The sequence below is a fragment of the Chitiniphilus shinanonensis DSM 23277 genome (assembly GCF_000374805.1).
In the GTDB taxonomy this organism is placed as follows: Bacteria; Pseudomonadota; Gammaproteobacteria; order Burkholderiales; family Chitinibacteraceae; genus Chitiniphilus; species Chitiniphilus shinanonensis.
Genome location: NZ_KB895338.1, coordinates 44431 through 63942, shown reverse-complemented (window position 1 = coordinate 63942; position 19512 = coordinate 44431). Strand labels below are relative to the sequence as shown.

Below are 19512 nucleotides of genomic sequence, written 5' to 3'. Positions count from 1 at the left end.
GTCACACCATCTGGAAAAAATTGCTGCGTATTGTACTCAACGCGCCCGCCCACTTGTTGGCAAAGAACAACCCGGCCGGCACGCACTTGCCGGGCGCAGGCGGTTTGACCAGAATAAAGCCGTCAGGGCGCCCTCGGAGCCTGCCGCCGCAGAAGCAGGCAGTCATCGTCACCGGAGATTCCATGTCCAGTATTCCCGCCCTTACGCTGCCGACCACCGGCGGCGCCACCTTCGATCCCGCCGCCCTACAGGGGCAGACCTACGTGCTGTACTTCTATCCCAAGGACAACACCCCCGGCTGCACCACCGAGGGCAACGACTTCCGCCTGAACCACGATGCATTCGCCGCCGCCGGCGTGAAGGTATTCGGGGTATCGCGCGATTCGGTGAAGTCGCACGAGGGCTTCAAGGCCAAGCAGTGCTTTCCGTTCGAGCTGATCAGCGATCCCGAGGAAGCGCTGTGCGAAGCGATGGGCGTGATGAAGCTGAAGAACATGTATGGAAAGCAGGTGCGCGGCGTCGAACGCAGCACCTTCGTGGTGGACGGCAGCGGAGCCGTCGTCAAGGAATGGCGCGGGGTGAAGGTGCCCGGCCATGTCGAGGAGGTGCTCGCCTTCGTCCAGAGCCTGAAGCAGTAACCCGAGGCGGCCCCAGTGGCCGCCTTGTCGTTTGTCATCCAGCATCCATCACAACAAGGAAAAGCCATGGCCGCACGCAAATCCCGCCGCGCTCAGGAAACCAAGCTCTTCGTGCTGGACACCAACGTGCTGATGCACGATCCGACGTCCATCTTCCGCTTCGAGGAACACGATCTGTTCCTGCCGATGATGACGCTGGAGGAACTGGACAACAACAAGAAAGGCATGAGCGAAGTGGCGCGCAACGCGCGCCAGACCAGCCGCTTCATCGAGGAACTGATCGCCGGCCGCGAACACAACCTGCATGAAGGCGTATCGCTGGAACAGCCGAGCAAGGGCCAGGCCATCGGTCACCTGTTCCTGCAGACCGAGGCCATCACCAGCGTGCTGCCGTCGCAGTTGCCGATGGGCAAGGCCGACAACCAGATCTTGGGCGTGGTACACCACCTGCAACAGATGCAGCCCAAGCGCCAGGTGATCCTGGTGTCCAAGGACATCAACATGCGCATCAAGGCGCGTGCGATGGGCCTGGCCGCCGAGGATTACTTCAACGACAAGGTGCTGGAGGATACCGACCTCCTCTACACCGGCATGCGCGAGATCGAGCCCAGCTTCTGGGATACCAACGGCAAGGATCTGCAAAGCTGGCAGGAGAACGGCCGCAGCTACTGGAAGATCAAGGGACCGGACTGTCCCGACCTCTACACCAACCAGATGCTGTACCAGTCGGTGGATGGCTTCGCCGCGCGGGTGATCGGGGTGGAGGGCAAGCAGGCCACGCTGGAAAGCCTGAAGGACTACAGCCACAACAAGAACGCCATCTGGGGCATCACCGCGCGCAACCGCGAGCAGAACTTCGCGCTGAACCTGCTGATGAACCCGGATATCGACTTCATCTCGCTGCTGGGTCAGGCCGGCACCGGCAAGACCTTGCTCACCCTGGCCGCGGGCCTGGCGCAAACGCTGGAATCCAAGATCTACAGCGAGATCATCATGACCCGCGTCACCGTGCCGGTGGGCGAGGACATCGGCTTCCTGCCCGGCACCGAGGAGGAAAAGATGCAGCCGTGGATGGGCGCGCTGGAGGACAACCTCGACGTGCTCAACCAGTCGGACGCCGAGGCCGGCGACTGGGGCCGCGCCGCCACGCGCGACCTGATCCGCTCGCGCATCAAGGTGAAGTCGCTCAATTTCATGCGCGGCCGCACCTTCCTCAACAAGTTCCTGATCATCGACGAGGCGCAGAACCTGACGCCCAAGCAGATGAAGACGCTGATCACCCGCGCCGGCCCCGGCACCAAGGTGGTCTGCCTGGGCAACATCAGCCAGATCGACACGCCCTACCTCACCGAGGGTTCGTCCGGCCTGACCTTCGTGGTAGACCGCTTCAAGGGCTGGGGGCATTCCGGCCATATCACGCTGCAACGCGGCGAGCGTTCGCGCCTGGCGGATTACGCGGCCGAGACGTTGTAGCCGGTTCGGCCGCCGGCCAGCTCCTGGCTGGATCGGAATACGTATCGCGGCGCCCTGCCACGCCCTATCGCTCAACCGGCCCCATCGGGGCCGGTTGGCTTTTCAACGTGCCGGCGCACAACAAAAAACCCCCGCCGAAGCGGGGGTTGCAAGGAAGGACGTGGATAAAGCCGATCAGTTGCGGACCTTGCTGATGGCCTTCATCAGTTCGCCGTCGGCGGTATCGCCGTCGAGCGACCAACTGAACACGCCACCCAGGCTGTTGCTCTTGATGTAGTCGACCTTGACCGCGATGTCCTGCGGGGTGTCGTAGCTCCACCAGTTGCTGCCGTCGTACTTCCACGATTGCTTGGTGGTCGGGTGGTAACGCACCGTACCGGCGGCGTTCTTCAGTACCTTGTAGTCCTCGATGCCGGCCTCGTAGGTGCCGGCAGCGGCGCCGCCCGCGGGTTGATACAGGCCATCGCCGTTGGGACCCGGCTGCACGCCGGTCCAGCCACGGCCGTAGAACGGAATACCGACCACCAGCTTGCTGCGTGGCACACCCTTGGCGATCAACGACTGGATGGCTTCGTTGGTGTTGTAGTACGACACCAGCGTGCGCGCTCCGGTGGCCGAATCCTTGTACTGCGGGTTGCTCGGGTCGGCATAGAGATGCGACTGGAAGTCGGTCGGGCCCTGAGCCGCCCAGGCGCCGTTGTAGTCGTAGTTCATGACGTTCACCCAATCGAGGTACTTGCTGTACTCGGCGGGTTCGGTCATGTCGATCTTGTCCTTGCCGGCCCCCATGGCGACGGTCAGGGCATAACGCTTGCCATTGGCGGTACCGATGGCATCCAGTTGCTCACGGAACTCCTTCAGCAACAGCGTGAAGTTCTGCTTGTCTTCCGGCGCCACGGTGTTGTACGGCTGGCCGATCACGCCCGGGAATTCCCAGTCGATGTCGATGCCGTCGAACACGCCGGCCGCGGCACCTTCGCCGCCCGCGTTGGAGCCGCTATCGAACGGCACGTTGCCCTTGATGTACACGTCGATGCAGGAACGGACCAGCTGCTTGCGCAGCGCATCGGTCGCGGCGGCCTTGGAGAACCACTTGGACCAGGTCCAGCCGCCCAGCGAGATGTAGACCTTCAGGCTCGGGTACTTGGCCTTCAGCTTCTTCAGCTGGTTGAAGTTGCCCTTCAGCGGACCGGACTTGCCGTTGCGCGGGTCGTCCCATTGCGGCCAGCCCCAGGTGTCGCCGACGCCATCCACCGAGGCATCGCCACCGACGCCACGCTGGTAATCGGCCCAGGCATCGCCGCCGGTGCCGGCATCCGGCGCGTTCGGGTTGGTTGCGCCCGGCTCCGCCTTGTTGATGATGCCGCACTCGTAACCGCCATTCTTCTGATACAGGTTGCCAAAGGCGTAGTTGATGAAGGTGAGCTTGGCGGCGGAGCCGCTGGTGTCGATGTGCTTGACCTGATAGTTGCGGCCGTACACACCCCACTGCGTGAAGTAGGAGCCGACCTGCGCGCCGGGAAGCGGCTCCGGGGTCGGGCCGACCGGCGTGGGTGTCACGACGGGCGTCGGCGTCGGCACCACCGGCGTCGGGGTCACCACCGGGGTCGGCGTCACAACGGGCGTCGGGGTCGGCGTGACCACCGGCGTGGGTGTCGGTGTGACAACAGGGGTCGGAGTCGGTGTGACGATCGGAGTCGGGGTCGGCGTGTACGGCGGGGGCGTCACCGGAGTCGGGGTGGGCGTCGGGGTGACGACCGGGGTCGGAGTCGGGCTCGGGGTGTCGCCGCCCTTGCATGGCCCCAGATCCTGCCAGACACCCCATTGCCCGGAACGGGCGGGATCGTCGCCGCGGGTCCACCACTTGGCCTTGTAGTTGCGGCCGTTGTAGGTCACCTGATTGCCGCCGACATAGACTTCATCGGCGCTCCATGCCGCGAAGCAGCCCGCCGCGGGCGCGGGCGCCGGGGGTGTGGTCGGCTGCGTGGTGGGCGCCGCCGTCGGCACGGCGGTGGGAACCGCGGTGGGGGCCACGCCATCGCCCTCGGATGCCGCCAGCCTCACCCACAACGTGGGCGACTGGGCCGGATTCCAGTTGGTGCCCGCCCAGGCGGTATGGGTCGCCAGCGCGCGGTAGTCCGCGCCGTTGTAGCTGACCAGCGTGCCCGCGCTGTAGGTGTTGCCTTCCTGCCAGGCCGGATACGCCGCAAAGGCGCTTGCCGCCGCCAGCGCCATGGGAATTGCCATCAGTGTCCATCGACGATTTCGCATCATGCTTACCATCCTCTCTGTGCTCTTCGATTTGAACCTGAATGCGCCGCCACCCCTGGCCAGCGGACCTGAGAGCCCGCCTGACAGCTGCATTGATCCTCGGATAATGGGCGGCAGTGGATGCCGCCGGGGATATGTTCCTCCATCTGCACAAGAAATGCCAAAAAAGATACACGAATGTATTTTTATTGTTAATCAAAGGTTTGAGATAAAAACCTCAAGTGATTTGGCGACCGTCCGCCAGCGATAAGCGGGCGTCGCGCCTTGATCCGCCGTCGCACCGCGCCCGGCAGGGCCGGACATCATTGCCCGGAGGCAGTGCCGGAACACGGGCGACCTCCCCTGCGGCCAGGGCACGGCGCGCCAACGTCACATGAAGAAGCGATGCGTGGTCATGCCGTAAGTGCATACCGCGCCGGCGAAAAGATAGAACCAGGTGGTGGCGGCCTCCGCCCAGGGTGCCTCTTCATCGCGATACAGCAGCATCAACAACAGCGGCACCATGTAGTAACGCTGTTCGATCAGCCAGGCCGGCACCACCGCCAGCACCGCGAACACGCCGATCACCACCCAGGCCGGGCGCCCGGGGCAACGCGCCAGGAAGTCGCACAAGGCCAGCGCCATCAGCGGAAAGCACAGCACCTTGATCCACACCGACGACACCATGGTCATCAGCACCATGTTGCGCAGGAAGTACTCCGGGTAGACCTGGTTATAGGGATGGCTATTGGTGAAGCCGAACAGATAGACCATCAGCAGCAAGGTCAGCAGCAAGCCCTTGTGCGGCAAGGCCAGCACGAAGGCCCGGGTCTTGGGCAGGTGCGACACGATGGCCGGCAGGAACAGCACCAGGTAGACCAGCAGCATGAAGAAGAAATTGCCGCAGTGGATGGCCAGCGGCGGGTGCGCCCACTGGTCGCCGACCGCCACACCGCCGTTGATGAAGTAGAACGCCAGGAAGGCGACGGCGCAAAGACCGAACGGCCAGCAGCGCAGCACGTGGCGCAGCAACCGGCGCCGGTCGGTCCAGGCGCCGCCTTCGGTGGCATACAGCAGGAACGGCATCATGGCGAGCCAGACGATATTGTTCTGGCGGATGCCCAGGCTGAGCGTGCCGATCACCGCGGCCAGCAGCATGCGGTTGGACAGCCCCAGCGACAGGCACAACAAGATCAGCAGCAGGCTGACCGCGTCGGTGTAGATCAGAAAGTAGAACGGCAGCACCAGCGGCATGAACAGCAGTTGCGTGACCCGGGTGATGCAGAGCCGGCCACGCACCTGGTAAGTGAGCACCATCAGGGTGGTCAGCGTGCCCAGGGCAAAGAAAGCGTTGATCCGGCGCACCAGCACCACGCTCGGTGTTTCCACCGGCATGGTGAGCAAGGCCATCAGCCAGTGATAACCCGGAATATTGGTCAGCGCGCCATGCAGGTCGAGATGACCGGCATGGAAATGCTGGATCTGGTACAGGTGGATGCCCTCGTCCGCCATCGGGGCGATGTCGGGAAAGTAGAAGGCGACGATCAGGATGAACAGGTACAGCAAGGCATACGGGTACAACCATCCCAGTCTGGCACTCATGGGAAAGCTCCTCTCAAGGCGCCGCACCTCGTGGGATGGGCGCTCGGGTTGATTCGACAACATGATCAGCGGTCGGCCCGGAGCCGGGGCGCAGAGGTGCTTGCCGACGGCGATGCGTCGACGACCCGTACTGACGTGGATGCCCTCGACAGGCGTCCGGCCGTACCGGTCACAGCCTTGCGAAAAAAGCCCCCGCCGGTCAGGGCGGGGGAAATGAGCAAGAGATGTGAGACCGGCCTTGGTTTAGTTGCGAACCTTGGCCATTTCCTTCGTCAGCTCGGCTTCAGGGGTATCGCCGTCGAGCGACCAGCCAAAGGCACCACCCAGGCCTTTCTCCTTGATGTACTCGACCTTGACCGCGATGTCCTGCGGGGTGTCGTAGCTCCACCAGTTGTTGCCGTCGTACTTCCACGACTGCTTGGTCGTCGGATGGTAGTAGACCGTACCCGGCGCGTTCTTCAGCACCTTGTAGTCCTCGTTGCCGGCTTCGTAGGTGCCGGTGGCGGCGCCGGTGGCGGCTTGATACAGGCCATCGCCGTTGGGGCCCGGCTGCACGCCGGTCCAGCCACGGCCGTAGTACGGGATGCCGAGATGCAGCTTCTTGGCCGGAATGCCCTTGGCGATCAGCGACTTCACCGCGGAGTCGGTGTTGTAGTAGGTCGCCAGACTGGGTTCGCCGGTCTTGCTGTCGATGGCGTTGGGGTTGGTCGGATCGGGATACAGGTGCGCCTGGAAGTCGGTCGGGCCCTGCGCCGCCCAGGTGCCGTTGTAGTCGTACGACATGATGTTGATCCAGTCGAGGTACTTGCTGTACTCGGCCGGTTCGGTCAGATCGATCTTGTCCTTGCCAGCGCCCATGGCTGCCGTCAGCAGCTTGTGGCCGTCGTTCAGCGCGTCGAGCTGGGTACGGAATTCCTGCATCAACAGCGTGAAGTTCCTGGTGTCGGCCGGACTGACGGTGTTGTACGGCTGGCCGCCGTGGCTTGCCGGGAATTCCCAATCGATGTCGATGCCATCGAACACGCCCTTGGCCGCTTCCGCGCCACCGCTGCCATCGTACGCGGCAAGGTTGCCCTTGATGTAGACGTCGATGCAGCTACTCACCAACTGCTTGCGCAGCGCATCGGTGGCCGAGGCGGCGGAGAACCACTTGGACCAGGTCCAGCCGCCCAGCGAGATCAACACCTTCAGGTTGGGATACTTGGCCTTCAGGTTCTTCAGCTCATTGAAGTTGCCGCGCAGCGGCGCACCCCAGCTCGTGGTCTTGCTCGGATCGACCAGCCTTGTCGGTTCACGCACGTAATCGGCCCAGGCATCCCCACCCAGCCCGGCGTCCGGTGCATTCGGGTTGGTCGCGCCGGTTTCCCTGCGATTGATGCCCGAAGCGCATTCGTAACCGCCGTTCCTCTGATAGATGTTGCCGAAGGCGTAATTGATGAAGGTGAGCTTGGCTGCCGCACCGGAGCGGTCGATATCGGCCACTTCGTAACCACGACCGTAAACCCCCCACTGCGAGAAGTACGCCCCGACCTGGGTGCCTCCAGGCGGCACCGGCGTTACCGGGACAGGAGTCACCGGCACGGGCGTCACCGGCACGGGGGTCACGGGAACAGGCGTCACCGGCACCGGGGTGACCGGCACCGGTGTCACGGGCACGGGGGTCACTTCACCATCGCCGGCGCAGGCCCCCTGATCCTTCCACACGCCCCATTCGCCGCCCTTGGTCGGCTCGTCCCCCTTGGTGTACCAGCCGGCCTTGTAGTTGCGCCCGTTGTACGTCACGAGCGCCCCGCCGAGGTAGACCTCGGTACTCGACCACGCCTGGTGGCAGCCGGTGGCGACCGGGGTCGGGGTCACCGGCACGACCGGCGTCACGGCGGGCGGGGTGATCGGCGGCGGCGTGACTTCACCGCCGCCGCCTGCCACCAGCACCCATAAGGTGGGCGAGCTGGCCGGGTTCCAGTTGGCACCGATGTGGGCGGTATGGGTGGTGCGGGCGCGGTATTCGGCACCGGCATAGCTGACCACATCGCCGGTCGCGTAGACCGTTCCTTCCTGCCATGCCGGCGCCGCGGCAAACACATAGGCCGCCAGCACGGCAGGCAGTGCCGCCAGGGTGAAGCGTTTTAATCGTGACATACCAAACTCCTTTCGATTGTTTTATTTCATCTTCCCACTGGGAAGCCCTTCCCTTTATTGGGAAGTCTTTTGCCGCGAGGTGTTGGCATGACCGCGAATAAAACAACCTGAAAATGCATCCCGGCCAGGCACGCCCCTTTTTCATCCGGTGCGGCATGAAACACATGATCCGCCACGAAATGTAGTGTGTCAAAGAAAGCTACACGTGCGTTTGTTTTTATAAAAATCATGGAGTTACATAAATAAACCCCAAAAAATGGCACCCCCGCCCAGCAGGGATGAATGGAAGCGGATTGGCCGAATCAATCCCAAAAACCGTTTTCAAAATCGATTACAAGGAGGTAAGAAAAACCATAGATGACCATTTAATAAAATGGTGATATTTTCAAATTTGAAATCAGCAAAAGTTCAAATAGGAATAGAAATTCCACTCGTCAAATCGAACAAAAGCCCGCGAAAAAAACGCGAAATCCCCGCCTGGGGCGTTCAGTCGCGTGATGCCTATCCGGCCTGCCCGGCAGACTGCAGGCGATGCCGGCGGCATCGTCCGTCCCCCACCCCACCACCCGTCACAACCAGCTCGCGTTCGTCGTCTTGGCCCCGGCTAATCGTCGAATGGGGTAGATGGCTTAAATTGTCCTGTCTACGGTGGAGGCTACCTATGACAACGAGATAGAAAAACATGACAAGTCCACGTAACCACCCGCTCGCCCGGGGTTGATCGTGTTGCACCTGTGCCTGTTCGGATCGTTGTCCATCCAGGTGAACGACGCCGCGCACTCCGGCATTGCGTTGTCGAGCCGCGCGGCGAGCCTGCTGGCGTTCCTGGCCCTGGCGCGGGGGCGTTTCTTCAGCCGCTCGGAGCTGGCCGCGGTGCTGTGGGCCGACAAGGGCGAAGGCGTGAACGCCGGCACCTTCAACACCGCGCTGTGGCGACTGCGCAAGGCCATCGAGCGTCCGCCCATCGCGGCCGGCACCTTGATCGGCAGCGACCGCCGCGGCGGCATCGGGCTGCTGCCGGATGCGGCGCTGACGCTGGACGTGGAGCAGTTCCAGCAATTGACCGCACCGGGGCTGGCGCGACCGCTGGACATGCTGGGCGAGGATGAGATCGCCGGGTTGCGTGCCGGGGTGTTGTTGTACAAGGCAGACATCCTGGGCGACTTCACCGACGACTGGGCGCTGCGCGAGCGCGAGAAGCTGCGCCGCATCTATCTCAACGCGCAGGGGCGGCTGATGAAGTTCTGCAGCCTGACCGGCGATCACGCCAGCGGCATTCGCCATGCCCAGGCCATCCTCGATTGCGACGCGCTGCGCGAGGACATCCACCGCGAGCTGATGCGGCTGTATGTCATGAACGGCCAGCGCGCGCTGGCGCTGCGCCAGTTCGAATTCTGCCGCGGCCTGCTGCGCCGCGAACTGGCCATCCACCCGATGCCCGAAACCGTGGCGCTGTACCGGCGCATCGCCGAAAGCGCCCTCGACGCCGGGCAGCGCGAGCCGGCCGCCACCGCCGCCCCGCCGCTACCGGTCGAGCCCATCCACATCGTGACGCGGGTGGCATCCGCCGATCCGCGCCAGATGCTGGAAAGCGCGCGCCGCCACCTGGCGGAGGCGGATGCGCAATTGCAGATGTCGCTACAACTGTTCGACGACTGAGCGCGGCCGCGCTCACGCCGCCAGCAACCGCCCTTCCTCCAGCAACTGGCCGAAGCGGGCCGGGTCGAAATTGGCGCCGCAGGCGATCACCGCCACCCGGCGGCCGGCCAGCGTGTCGCGCAGCGGGCCCAACAAGGCGGCGGTGGCCGCCGCGGTGGCGGGCTCGGTGGCCAGCTTCACGTCGCGGTAGAGGTAGTACATCGCCTGGCGCAGCGCGTCGTCGGAAACGCGCACGATGTCCTCGACGAAGCGGCGGCACACGCCGTAGCTGTAATCCATCGCATACGGCGCACCCAGGCTGTCGGCCACCGAATCCACCTGTTCCAGCGCCATCGGCCTGCCCGCCTGGAAGCTGCGGTACATCGCATCGGCACCGAAGGGCTCCACCCCGAACACCCGGCAGCGCGGATCGAGCTGCCGCACCGCCGCGGCGATGCCCGCGCACAGCCCACCCCCACCCACCGGCACGATCACCGCGTCCAGGCCGGGCACCTGCGCCATCAGCTCCAGGCCGATGGTGGCCGTGCCCTCGGCGATGCGCGGCCCGTCGTAGGGATGCACCATCGCCCGCCCCTCGCGCTCGACCAGCTGTTGCGCCAGCTCGAACGCCCGGTGCACCGAATCGACCAGCAGCACTTCGGCGCCGGTGTCGCGGCAGGCGGCGATACGCGCGGGGCTGGCGTGGCGCGCCATCGCCACCTTGGCGGTGGTGCCCGCCAGCCGCGCCGCATGGGCGACGGCGATGGCGTGATTGCCGGCACTGGCGGCCACCACGCCGCGCGCCAGCGCGTCGGGCGGCAAGGCGGCGATGCAGTTGAGCGCGCCGCGCAGCTTGAAGGTGCCGGTCTCCTGGAACAGCTCCAGCTTGAGCCAGACCTCGGTGTCGCCGAGTTGCGCAGCGGCGCCGTTGCGCCAGTGCCAGACCGGCGTGTGCAGCACGCGGCCGGCCAGCCGGCGCGCGGTGGCCTGGATGTCGGACAAGGTGGGATAGGCGGCGGACGAAACCGGGGCGGTTTCGGCGGTGACGAATGACATGTGGATTCTCCGTGAGCGACGACGACACCGCGCGCCGGACGGCACGCGGTCGAGCGGGCCGGGCCGCCGAGCACCGGCACCAGCCGCAGCTCAGCGACCCTGGAGAATTCGAATGATGGCGACGCCGCGCGAACCCGCGCGCGACGACGGGACGGCCGCGCCACCCGCGACCAGACGCCCGCGCGCAGCGGCGCGGCGGACCTGACGAAGCGAAAAGGGGGCGGGAACGGTACACATGACCCGCCGAGTATGCCGTGCCACAACGGGGCCAATCAAGCTTACCCCCGCGAACGCGGTGTCAGCATCTTCCACCTCGGCCACCCGCCTGCGCCGTTATTTGCTACAAACGCCTTATGAGCAACTGACATAGCGCAGGAATAGAGTGATAAATACTGCAAAATCACCAGCACCACCGCTTCCCCTGCAAGCTAGGTCATGAGAGAGTCCCTTCCCTTTTCGTAAGTCGGCTGACAATGCGCCTATCCGCCCGACCCAGCCTTGCCGTGCTCGCGGCCCTGACCGTGACAGCGACCCTGTTGCTGCTGGTGTCCATCCCCATCGACACGCTGTCGCAGCTGGTCTTCGCCTGCACCTGCCTCGTCACCCTGTTCGTGCTGCGCAAGCTGGGCCATCTGCCGCGCAGCCGCCTGTTCTTCATGATGCTGGCGGCATTCCTGACCCTGCGTTACCTCTACTGGCGCACCACTTCCACCATCGAATACCACGGCGTGGCCGACCTGATCGCCGCGCTGCTGCTGTATTGCGCCGAGCTGTACGGCATCGTGGTGGCGCTGCTGGGCATGTTCGTCAACGTGCGCCCGCTGCGCCGGCAGCCGGTGCCACTGCCCGCCGACAGCGCCGCGTGGCCGACGGTGGACGTGTTCATCCCCACCTACAACGAATCGCCCGACCTGCTGGAGATCACCCTGCGGGCGGCGCGCAACCTGCGTTATCCGCAGGACAAGCTGCGCGTCTACCTGCTGGACGACGGCGGCACCGCGCAGAAGCGGGCGCAGAACGACACGCTCAAGGCCATCGCCGCCAACGTGCGGCGCATGCAGCTGACCGAGATGGCCAAGCGCCACGGCGCGCACTACATCTCGCGCGAACGCAACGAACACGCCAAGGCGGGCAACATCAACGCCGCGCTCAAGGTGTCGCGCGGCGACCTGGTGGCGATCTTCGACGCCGACCACGTGCCGACGGTGGATTTTCTCGAACAGACCGTGGGCTTCTTCGTCGCCGACCCCAAAATGTTCCTGGTGCAGACGCCGCACTTCTTCATCAACCCCGATCCGATCGAGAAGAACCTGCAGATGTTCGGCGAGATGCCGTCCGAGAACGAGATGTTCTACTCGGTGATCCAGCACGGGCTGGATTTCTGGAACGCCGCGTTCTTCTGCGGCTCGGCCGCCGTGCTGCGCCGCAGCTGCCTGGAGGAAGTGGGCGGCATCCAGGGCGGATCGATCACCGAGGACGCCGAGACCGCGCTGGCGCTGCACGCGCGCGGCTACAACAGCGCCTACCTGGGCGTGCCGATGATCTCCGGCCTGCAACCGGAAACCTTCAGCGGCTTCGTCACCCAGCGGGTGCGCTGGGCGCAGGGCATGGTGCAGATCTTCCTGATGCAGAACCCGCTGCTGCTCAAGGGGCTGACCCTGCCGCAGCGGCTGTGCTACTTCTCCAGCACCTTTTTCTGGTTCTTCGGCTTCGCCCGGGTGATGTTCCTGCTGGCGCCGCTGGCCTACCTGATCGGCGGCCTGCATATCTACGACGCCACCTTCACCGAGTTCCTGGCCTATACCGTGCCGCACGTGATCGGGGTGATGCTGGTGTCCGACTACCTGTTCGGCAAGGTGCGCTGGGCCTTCGTCTCCGAGCTATACGAGCTGCTGCAATCGTTCTTCTCGCTGCCGGGCATCATCCAGGTGCTGAAGAACCCGCGCGCGCCCACCTTCAACGTCACCCCCAAGGGCGAGCAGCTAGACGAGGATTTCATCTCGCGCCTGGCCGGCCCGTTCTATCTGGTCTACCTGCTGGTGCTGGCGGGTTTCGGCTTTGCCGCCTGGCGCTATGCCACGGTGCCGCTGGAACGCGGGGTGGTGCTGATCACCCTGGCCTGGAACTGCTTCAACCTGCTGCTGCTCAATGCCGCGCTGGGCGCGCTGTTCGAGCGTCGCCAGCGACGCGGCACGCCACGCATGCCGGCCGACCTGCCGGCGGAACTGGTGCTGTACCAGCACGGCGAACCGCTGCACTGCCAGATCGACGACCTGTCGGGCACCGGCGCGCGGCTGGTGCTGACGCCCGGCGTGATGCCGCGAGTTCGCACCAGCGCCAAGGCCTTCCTCGCGGTGCACAACCCGGCGCTGTCGCGCTTCTCGCACCTGCGGGTGCAGATCCAGAACGAGCGCCGGCTGGATGACGGCAGCGTGGCACTGGGCGTGGCCTTCACCGAGGTCCAGCCCGAACTGCTGGCCGAGGTGGTGGCGCTGGCGCACGGCGACAGCTCGCGCTGGCAGTCCTACCGCCGCGCCCGCGCCCGCCAGATCGGCATCGGCGCCAGTCTGGTGCGCCTGGGCTGGCTGGGCGCGCGCTATGCCTTCGACCACTCGCGCGCCATCGTCGATGCCGCGCTGGGTTACCTGCGGGACAACCTGCTTCATTACGGCCGACTGCTCGGCCGCCACCTGCGCCGCCAAGGCGTGGAACTGATCACCTGGATTTCCGGAGCCCCCCGATGATGCGCGCGCTGCCACGACGCCTGGCCCCCTTCTTATTCGCCCTGTTGTGCGGGCCGCTGGCGCTGGCCACCGAACCCGCCGCCGGCGACGCCTCCGCGCCCAAGGCGGCCGCGGCCGCGCCCGGCGGCTTGCCGCTGTCCAGCTTCCTGCCCACGCAGGGGCCGCTGCGGCTGCAAGGCGCCGAAGGCCGGGTGGAGTTCAGCCTGCCGATCTCGGCGCGCGAATCGGTGCAGTACGCGCAACTGCGGCTGGTGGCGACCAACTCGGTGTCGCTGCTGGCCGAGCGCTCGCAACTGGCGGTGCAACTGAACGGCAGCACGGTGGTGCAGTTGCCGCTGTCGCCGCGCCAGCCCGAGATCGTCGCCGACATCCGCCTGCCGGTGGCGCTGCTCAAGCCGGGCTACAACACGCTCTCCTTTGTGGCCGCCCAGCACTACACCATGCAGTGCGAAGACCCGGCCGCACCGGAGCTGTGGACCGAGATCGACACCACGCGCTCCACGCTGCGGCTGGATACCGCCCTCAAGCCGATCAACCCGACCCTGGCCGATCTGGCCGACCTGCTGGCGCCGACCCAATGGTCGGGCGGCGCGCTGACCGTGGTCACCCCCGGCCAGCCGCAGCCCGCGCTGCTGGCGGCCGGCGGCATCGTGGCGCAAGGCGCCGCCCTGCGCCTGCGCTACCTGCCGCTGACGGTGCGCCACACGCTGGCCAAACCGGCGGCAACGCGCGGCGGCGGCGCCGTGCCGGGCCTGGATACCCGCGGACTGCGCGGCGACGCGGTGCTGCTGGGCAACGCCACGGCGCTGCGCCCCTACCTGGCGCCGGAGACCGCGGCCCGGATCAAGGGCGCCTTCCTCGCCATCTACCCGATGCCCAACGACGCGCGGCGCTTCGTGGTGGTGGTCAGCGGCCGCACCGACGAGGAGGTCGCCACGGCGGCCAGCGCCTTCGCCTGGCAGAGCACGCCGTTCCCGCGCCAGGCCGAGATGAACATCGGCGCGGTGCGCGCGCCCGAGCTGCCGGACTACGCCGCCGGCGGACGCATCGCCCGGCCGGGCAGCTATCGCTTTTCCGACCTGGGCTTCACCACCCGCAGCGTCGAAGGCACGCGCACCGACGCGCTGACGCTGAACATGAGCCTGCCGGCCGACACCTATGCGCCCGAGGACGCCTACATCGAACTGGCGCTGGATTTCGCCCAGGGCGCCGGCATGGGCGGCAACTCCGTGGTCAACATCTTCCTCAACGGCCACTTCCAGCAGGTGGTGCCGCTGGATGAAGGACGCGGCGGCCTGATGCAGCGCTACCGGGTGCGCATCCCCCTGCGCGATTTCCGCCCGGGCGCCAACACCCTCAACTTCGTGCCGCGCCTGACGCCGACCAGCGCCGGCGCCTGCGCCAACTACCAGACCGGCAACCTCCAGTTCACGCTGTTCGACAGCTCGCTGATCACGCTGCCGCAGGTGTTCCACTTCACCCTGTTGCCCGACCTGCAACGCTTCGCGCTGTCCGGCTTCCCCTACACCGTGCGCTCCAACGGCGAGCACCTGGCCGTCTGGCTCGCCGGCCACGACAGCGACACCGTCTCCGCCGCCTGGACGCTGATGGGCAAGCTGGCGCAGCGCAAGAGCATGCCGCTCACCCGCGTGCGCTACGGCTACGAGCGCCCGGCCGACGACCGCCATACCCTGCTGCTGGGCGTGAGCAGCCAGCTGCCGAAGGATGCGCTGAAGGGCGCGCCGTGGCTGCCGGGCCAGCGCTTCACCCAGCTGGCGCTGTCCAACCAGGCGGTGCCGGTCAGCGATCCGGGCTGGTGGTCCGGCACCTGGAGCTGGCTGTCCGGCGGCCTGCGCACCTCGCTGGATACGTCCAAGGTCGGCCCGGTGGTCATCGACGGCGACGCCGGGCTGGACAGCCAGTTGCTGGCGATGCAATACCGCGCGCCGTTCGCGGGCAAACGCACGCTGACCGTATTCACCTCCGACAGTGCCTCTGCGCTGCGCGACGGCATCGCCCGGCTGATCGAGCCGCGCTACTGGGACAACCTGCAAGGCGACGTGTCGCTGATCAGCCCGGATCGCACCACGGTGAGCTGGCAGCAGGTGGGCGCGCGCTACGAGTACGGCGGCATCGGCCTGCGCGAGCGGCTGGGCTTCTATTTCTCGCAGCACCCGTGGCTGTGGTTCGCCGTCACCGTGGTGCTGCTTGCGCTGCTCGCCATGGTGGTGGCCGGCCTGGTGCGCCTGTTCCGCGTGCGTGCGCACCGCAACGTGGCCGAGCAACAGGAACCCCGATGATCCGCCGCTGGTGCTGCGCCCTGCTGGTCGGCCTGTGCGCGCTACGGGCCGGCGCCGCCGACCCCGATCCGGCCTGGCGCGACTGGCTGCAACGCTTCGTCACGCCCGAGGGGCGCGTCGTCGACACCGCCAACGAGCGCATCAGCCATAGCGAGGGCCAGGGCTACGGCATGCTGCTGGCGGTCGCCCACGACGACCGCGCCAGCTTCGAGCGCCTGTGGCGCTGGACCGACCGCAATCTGGCGGTGCGCGACGACGCGCTGTTCGCCTGGCAGTGGAAGCCGTCGGGCGACGGCGGCGCGGTGGGCGACCGCAACAACGCCACCGACGGCGACCTGCTGATCGCCTGGGCGCTGCTGCGCGGCGCCGAGCGCTGGCGCCAGCCCGCGTGGCGCGCCCGCGCCCGCGCCATCCTGGCCGAAGTGCGCGGCACGCTGCTGCGCCCCAGCCCCTACGGGCCGCTGCTGTTGCCGGGCAAGGTCGGCTTCGTCGAGGACAAGCGCGCCATCGTCAACCTGTCGTACTGGCTGTTCCCGGCGTTCGCCGAATTCCAGCGCGCCGACCCGGATCGCGTCTGGCGCGAACTGCCGCGCAGCGGTCTGGCGCTGCTGGACGCCGCGCGCTACGGGCGCTGGCAATTGCCGCCGGACTGGCTGGCCGTGGCCGCGGATGGCCGGCTGTCACTGGTGCCGCGCCTGGGCACCCGCTACGGCTACAACGCGCTGCGCATCCCGCTCTACCTGTCATGGTCGCGCCAGGGCGACGCCGGGCGCTACGCATCGTTCCTGGCCTTCTGGCGCGATTTCGACGACGGACCGATCCACCCTGCCACCACCGACCTGAGCGACGACGCCACTGACCCCTACAACGCGCCGAACGGCGTCTTGACACTGGCGGCGACGGTACGCCGCCTGCGCGACGACCCCGCCGCCCCGGCCGCGCCCGAAGGGCCGGATGCCGATTACTACCCGGCCACGCTGGCGCTGCTGGCGCGTCTGGCCGAGCGCGAGGCCGGGCGATGACCCGCGCCGCGCTGTTCGCCCTGGGCGCGCTGTGCGCCGCCGCCGCGACCGCCGCGCCGCAGGAGAATCTGCTGCGCGAGCAACGCGACGGCCAGATGCTCGATCTGCTCGACAGCCAGCACAGCCCGCAAAGCAACACGCTCGACAGCCAGCGTCGCGCCCAGGACGCCTTGGTCGCCCCGCAACCCTCGCCCTCCCCGACCCCGCCCGCCGCGTCGGACCAGGCGAACGGCAAGCCAGCCCCGGCGACCGCGCCGGACCAGCGCCCGCTGTGGCGCCTGCTGCACGCCAGGCGGCTGGACCAGTTCGACCGCGCACTGGCGCAACAGCAGCGCGCCCATCCCGGCTGGCGCCCCGACGCCGCGCTGCTGCGCGAACGGGCGCGACTGGGGCGCGAAAGCGAGATCGCCGCCGCGCTGGCGTTGCAGGATGCCGACGCCCTGCGCACCGTGGTCGCCGCCGCGCCGCAGGAATTCGGCTGCACCCGCATCGACCGTGCCTGGCTGGCCGCCGAGATCCTGGCCCGCGCCGGCGACCAGGACGGCGCGTGGCGCATCTATCGCGGGCTGTTTCCCGACTGCCAGCCGGCGAAAAACCGCATCGCCACGCTGTACAAGGCCCAGCCGCTGCTGTCGCCGCAGCGCTATGCGCAACTGCTGGAGCTGGAGATCGCCGAAGGCCGGCGCGACGCGGCCAGCGACGCCGAGCTGGCGCGCATCCGCTACGAGCGCACGGTGGCCGGGCTGGCCGACGCGACGCCCGGTGATGCCGCCACCGACGCGACGCTGGTCGCGCTGGCGCCGCAGATCATCGCCTATCGCGACGCCGACACCGCGCTGCTCGCCGGCTGGAGCGCCCACCAATCCGGCGCGCCGGAACAGGCCGAACAATGGTTCGAGCGCGCGCGCCAATGGCGCCCCGCCGACGCCGAAGCGGCCTACGCACTGGCGATGCTCGCGCTGGAACGCGGCGATCTCGACGCCAGCGAGGCCCTGATCGCCGCCCCGGCCATCGCCGACGACGCGCGCCTGCCGGCGTTGCGCGCCCGGCTGGCCTACGCGCGCGCGGTCGAGGCCAATGCCCGTGGCGACTACGCGGCCAGCCAGGCGGCGCTGGCGCAGGCGCAGGCCGGGGCCGACGACTCCATGGCGCAGGACATCCTGCGCCTGCATAGCTGGAATGCGCTGCAACTGGGCGATGCCGGGCAGGCCGCGCACGATTTCGCCGCGCTGTACCGGGCCGATCCGTCGCCGGAAGCGGCCGAAGGGCTGGCGCTGGCGCGGCAACAGCGCGGCGAGCTGGCGTTGCTGGCGCGCGAGGCCGACGAGCTGGGTGGCGCCCTCGCCGACTTCAACGACGCGCTCCAGGCGCAGCGCCTGTACCAGCGCAAGCTGTTCCTCGCCAGCCATGCCGCGCTGCCCGCGCCGCAGTCGCTGATCCCGGCCGCGCAACGGCAGGCGCCACCGGCGCTGGACGGCATCGACAGTCCGTCGCTGGTGTTCGCGCCCGGCTACGAACACCGCAGCGGCGACGCCGGTCTCGGCCGCCTGGAGGCGTGGTCCGGCACCCTGCGCGGCGAGTCGATCCGCGACCGGGACGCGTTGCAGGTGCGCTACCGCCACCTGTGGCTCGACGCCGGCCAGGCCCCCGACCACGGCCGCCTGGGCACGCCGGGCCAGCGCTACGCCGTCGCGCCCGATACCCGCGATCAGGCCGACGAGCTGTGGCTGGGCGTGCTGCGCGAGGGCTGGACCAGCTGGCGCGCCGGCGTCGGCGTCACCAGCGGCGGCGACGGTCCGACCAGCTGGGAAGGCCAACTGGCGGCGCGCCAGCAGATGGACAGCGGCTGGTGGGAGCTGTCGCTGGATGCCGCGCCGGTGCGCGAATCGCTGCTGTCGTGGCGCGGCATGGCCGATCCGTACCGGCCGGGCGAGCGCTGGGGCGCGGTGCAGCGCCAACGCCTGGCCGGCGCCTTGTTCACCCAGCCGGCGCCGCGCTGGGGGATTTCCGCCGAGGCACGCGTCGAGCGCCTGCCGGGCGACGACGTGGCGACCAACCAGGGCTGGGGCCTGGGCGTGGCACTGGGCTACGACCTGCAACACCCGGATTTCGACTACCTGACCATCGGTCCGGGTGTGCGTTACCAGCACTACCGCGACAACCTCGGCCAGTTCACCCGTGGCCACGGCGGCTACTACAGCCCGCAGCAGGACTGGGCGGTCGGCATCGCCAGCCAGTTCCTCAGCCGCGAAGGGCTGGGCACGCAGTGGCGCGGCGGCGTGGAATTGGGCTACGGCCGCTCGCGCCAGGACGCCGCGCCGTGCTTCCCGCTGGGCGCACCGGCCGGCGTGGTGTGCGACGACTACGCCGCCACCACCGACCAGGGCCTGTATGCCTCGCTGCAACTGGCCGGCGCGCATCGCCTGTCGGCCAACTGGCAGGTGGGCGGCATGCTGGGCGCCAATGTCAGCCCGGGGCGCGACACCCAGGTGGCCGGCCTGCTGTTCCTGCGCTATTTCTTCGAGCCGCGCGGCGCGGTGTTCAGCCGCGACCTGCCAGGGAATGCGCGCGATCTGACCTTCGGGCTGGAGCGGCGCTGAGAGCGGCTGACAAAACCCTTCTGGCGGTGTCGCGTGGGGGCGCCGAGCCG

The 19512-nt window shown here is 67.4% G+C and carries 12 protein-coding genes; 7 read left to right on the top strand and 5 right to left on the bottom strand.

What is annotated here, in order from left to right:
- Position 1: 1 nt before the first annotated feature.
- Complete coding sequence (locus tag C556_RS22830) at positions 2 to 184, bottom strand: hypothetical protein (RefSeq protein WP_157235960.1); 183 nt, start codon at positions 182 to 184, stop codon at positions 2 to 4.
- Here C556_RS22830 and C556_RS22580 point away from each other — a divergent pair.
- The gene (locus C556_RS22580) at positions 183 to 638 is read left to right on the top strand and encodes a peroxiredoxin (RefSeq protein ID WP_018747400.1); all 456 of its coding nucleotides are present in this window, start codon (positions 183 to 185) and stop codon (positions 636 to 638) included. The two genes, C556_RS22830 and C556_RS22580, sit on opposite strands and share 2 nt — an antisense overlap.
- 66 nt (positions 639 to 704) lie before the next feature.
- Positions 705 to 2111 (top strand): PhoH family protein, encoded by a 1407-nt coding sequence (locus C556_RS0106345; protein WP_018747399.1) that lies wholly within the window; start codon positions 705 to 707, stop codon positions 2109 to 2111.
- A gap of 174 nt (positions 2112 to 2285) precedes the next feature.
- On the opposite strand, the gene C556_RS0106340 is transcribed toward C556_RS0106345, so the two are convergent.
- The 3 genes from C556_RS0106340 to C556_RS0106330 all read right to left on the bottom strand — a co-directional run bounded on the left by C556_RS0106340 (position 2286) and on the right by C556_RS0106330 (position 8102).
- Entirely contained in the window at positions 2286 to 4358 is a 2073-nt protein-coding gene (locus C556_RS0106340) for a glycosyl hydrolase family 18 protein (RefSeq protein ID WP_245559222.1), read from the bottom strand.
- Positions 4359 to 4751: 393 nt separating this feature from the next.
- Complete coding sequence (locus tag C556_RS0106335) at positions 4752 to 5963, bottom strand: Dol-P-Glc:Glc(2)Man(9)GlcNAc(2)-PP-Dol alpha-1,2-glucosyltransferase (RefSeq protein ID WP_157235953.1); 1212 nt, start codon at positions 5961 to 5963, stop codon at positions 4752 to 4754.
- Between the two features lie 243 nt (positions 5964 to 6206).
- A complete protein-coding gene (locus C556_RS0106330; protein ID WP_026262862.1) occupies positions 6207 to 8102 on the bottom strand; it encodes a glycosyl hydrolase family 18 protein in 1896 nt (631 codons plus the stop codon).
- A 723-nt stretch (positions 8103 to 8825) separates the two neighbouring features.
- On the opposite strand from C556_RS0106330, the gene C556_RS0106325 reads away from it, so the two are divergent.
- On the top strand, positions 8826 to 9761 hold the full coding sequence (locus tag C556_RS0106325; RefSeq protein WP_157236001.1) for an AfsR/SARP family transcriptional regulator: 936 nt from the start codon (positions 8826 to 8828) through the stop codon (positions 9759 to 9761).
- 12 nt (positions 9762 to 9773) lie between these two features.
- Here C556_RS0106325 and C556_RS0106320 read toward each other — a convergent pair whose 3' ends face one another.
- Positions 9774 to 10796: a threonine ammonia-lyase gene (locus C556_RS0106320; RefSeq protein ID WP_018747394.1), complete on the bottom strand. Its 1023-nt coding sequence runs from the start codon at positions 10794 to 10796 to the stop codon at positions 9774 to 9776.
- Positions 10797 to 11269: 473 nt separating this feature from the next.
- Between C556_RS0106320 and bcsA the strand changes: the two genes are divergently transcribed.
- Genes bcsA through C556_RS0106300 form a run of 4 tightly spaced genes read left to right on the top strand, consistent with a single transcriptional unit; the run spans position 11270 to position 19462 of the window.
- Positions 11270 to 13540, top strand: coding sequence for a UDP-forming cellulose synthase catalytic subunit (bcsA, locus tag C556_RS0106315; protein ID WP_018747393.1), 2271 nt, complete (start codon positions 11270 to 11272; stop codon positions 13538 to 13540).
- On the top strand, positions 13537 to 15840 hold the full coding sequence (locus C556_RS0106310) for a cellulose biosynthesis cyclic di-GMP-binding regulatory protein BcsB (RefSeq protein ID WP_018747392.1): 2304 nt from the start codon (positions 13537 to 13539) through the stop codon (positions 15838 to 15840). Before bcsA ends, C556_RS0106310 begins: the two co-directional genes overlap by 4 nt.
- Positions 15837 to 16862: a family 8 glycosyl hydrolase gene (locus C556_RS0106305; protein WP_018747391.1), complete on the top strand. Its 1026-nt coding sequence runs from the start codon at positions 15837 to 15839 to the stop codon at positions 16860 to 16862. Before C556_RS0106310 ends, C556_RS0106305 begins: the two co-directional genes overlap by 4 nt.
- Positions 16859 to 19462, top strand: a complete 2604-nt coding sequence (locus C556_RS0106300) for a cellulose synthase subunit BcsC-related outer membrane protein (protein WP_018747390.1) — start codon at positions 16859 to 16861, stop codon at positions 19460 to 19462. The genes C556_RS0106305 and C556_RS0106300 overlap by 4 nt, the downstream gene beginning before the upstream one ends.
- The last annotated feature ends 50 nt before the right edge of the window (positions 19463 to 19512 follow it).

Bases quoted from the DNA above. Each gene is read 5' to 3' on its own strand.
- C556_RS0106330 (WP_026262862.1), bottom strand. From the start codon at position 8,102: ATGTCACGATTAAAACGCTTCACCCTGGCGGCACTGCCTGCCGTGCTG.
- C556_RS0106300 (WP_018747390.1), top strand. From the start codon at position 16,859: ATGACCCGCGCCGCGCTGTTCGCCCTGGGCGCGCTGTGCGCCGCCGCC.
- C556_RS22830 (WP_157235960.1), bottom strand. From the start codon at position 184: ATGGAATCTCCGGTGACGATGACTGCCTGCTTCTGCGGCGGCAGGCTC.
- C556_RS0106335 (WP_157235953.1), bottom strand. From the start codon at position 5,963: ATGAGTGCCAGACTGGGATGGTTGTACCCGTATGCCTTGCTGTACCTG.
- C556_RS22580 (WP_018747400.1), top strand. From the start codon at position 183: ATGTCCAGTATTCCCGCCCTTACGCTGCCGACCACCGGCGGCGCCACC.
- bcsA (WP_018747393.1), top strand. From the start codon at position 11,270: ATGCGCCTATCCGCCCGACCCAGCCTTGCCGTGCTCGCGGCCCTGACC.
- C556_RS0106345 (WP_018747399.1), top strand. From the start codon at position 705: ATGGCCGCACGCAAATCCCGCCGCGCTCAGGAAACCAAGCTCTTCGTG.
- C556_RS0106320 (WP_018747394.1), bottom strand. From the start codon at position 10,796: ATGTCATTCGTCACCGCCGAAACCGCCCCGGTTTCGTCCGCCGCCTAT.
- C556_RS0106305 (WP_018747391.1), top strand. From the start codon at position 15,837: ATGATCCGCCGCTGGTGCTGCGCCCTGCTGGTCGGCCTGTGCGCGCTA.
- C556_RS0106310 (WP_018747392.1), top strand. From the start codon at position 13,537: ATGATGCGCGCGCTGCCACGACGCCTGGCCCCCTTCTTATTCGCCCTG.
- C556_RS0106340 (WP_245559222.1), bottom strand. From the start codon at position 4,358: ATGGCAATTCCCATGGCGCTGGCGGCGGCAAGCGCCTTTGCGGCGTAT.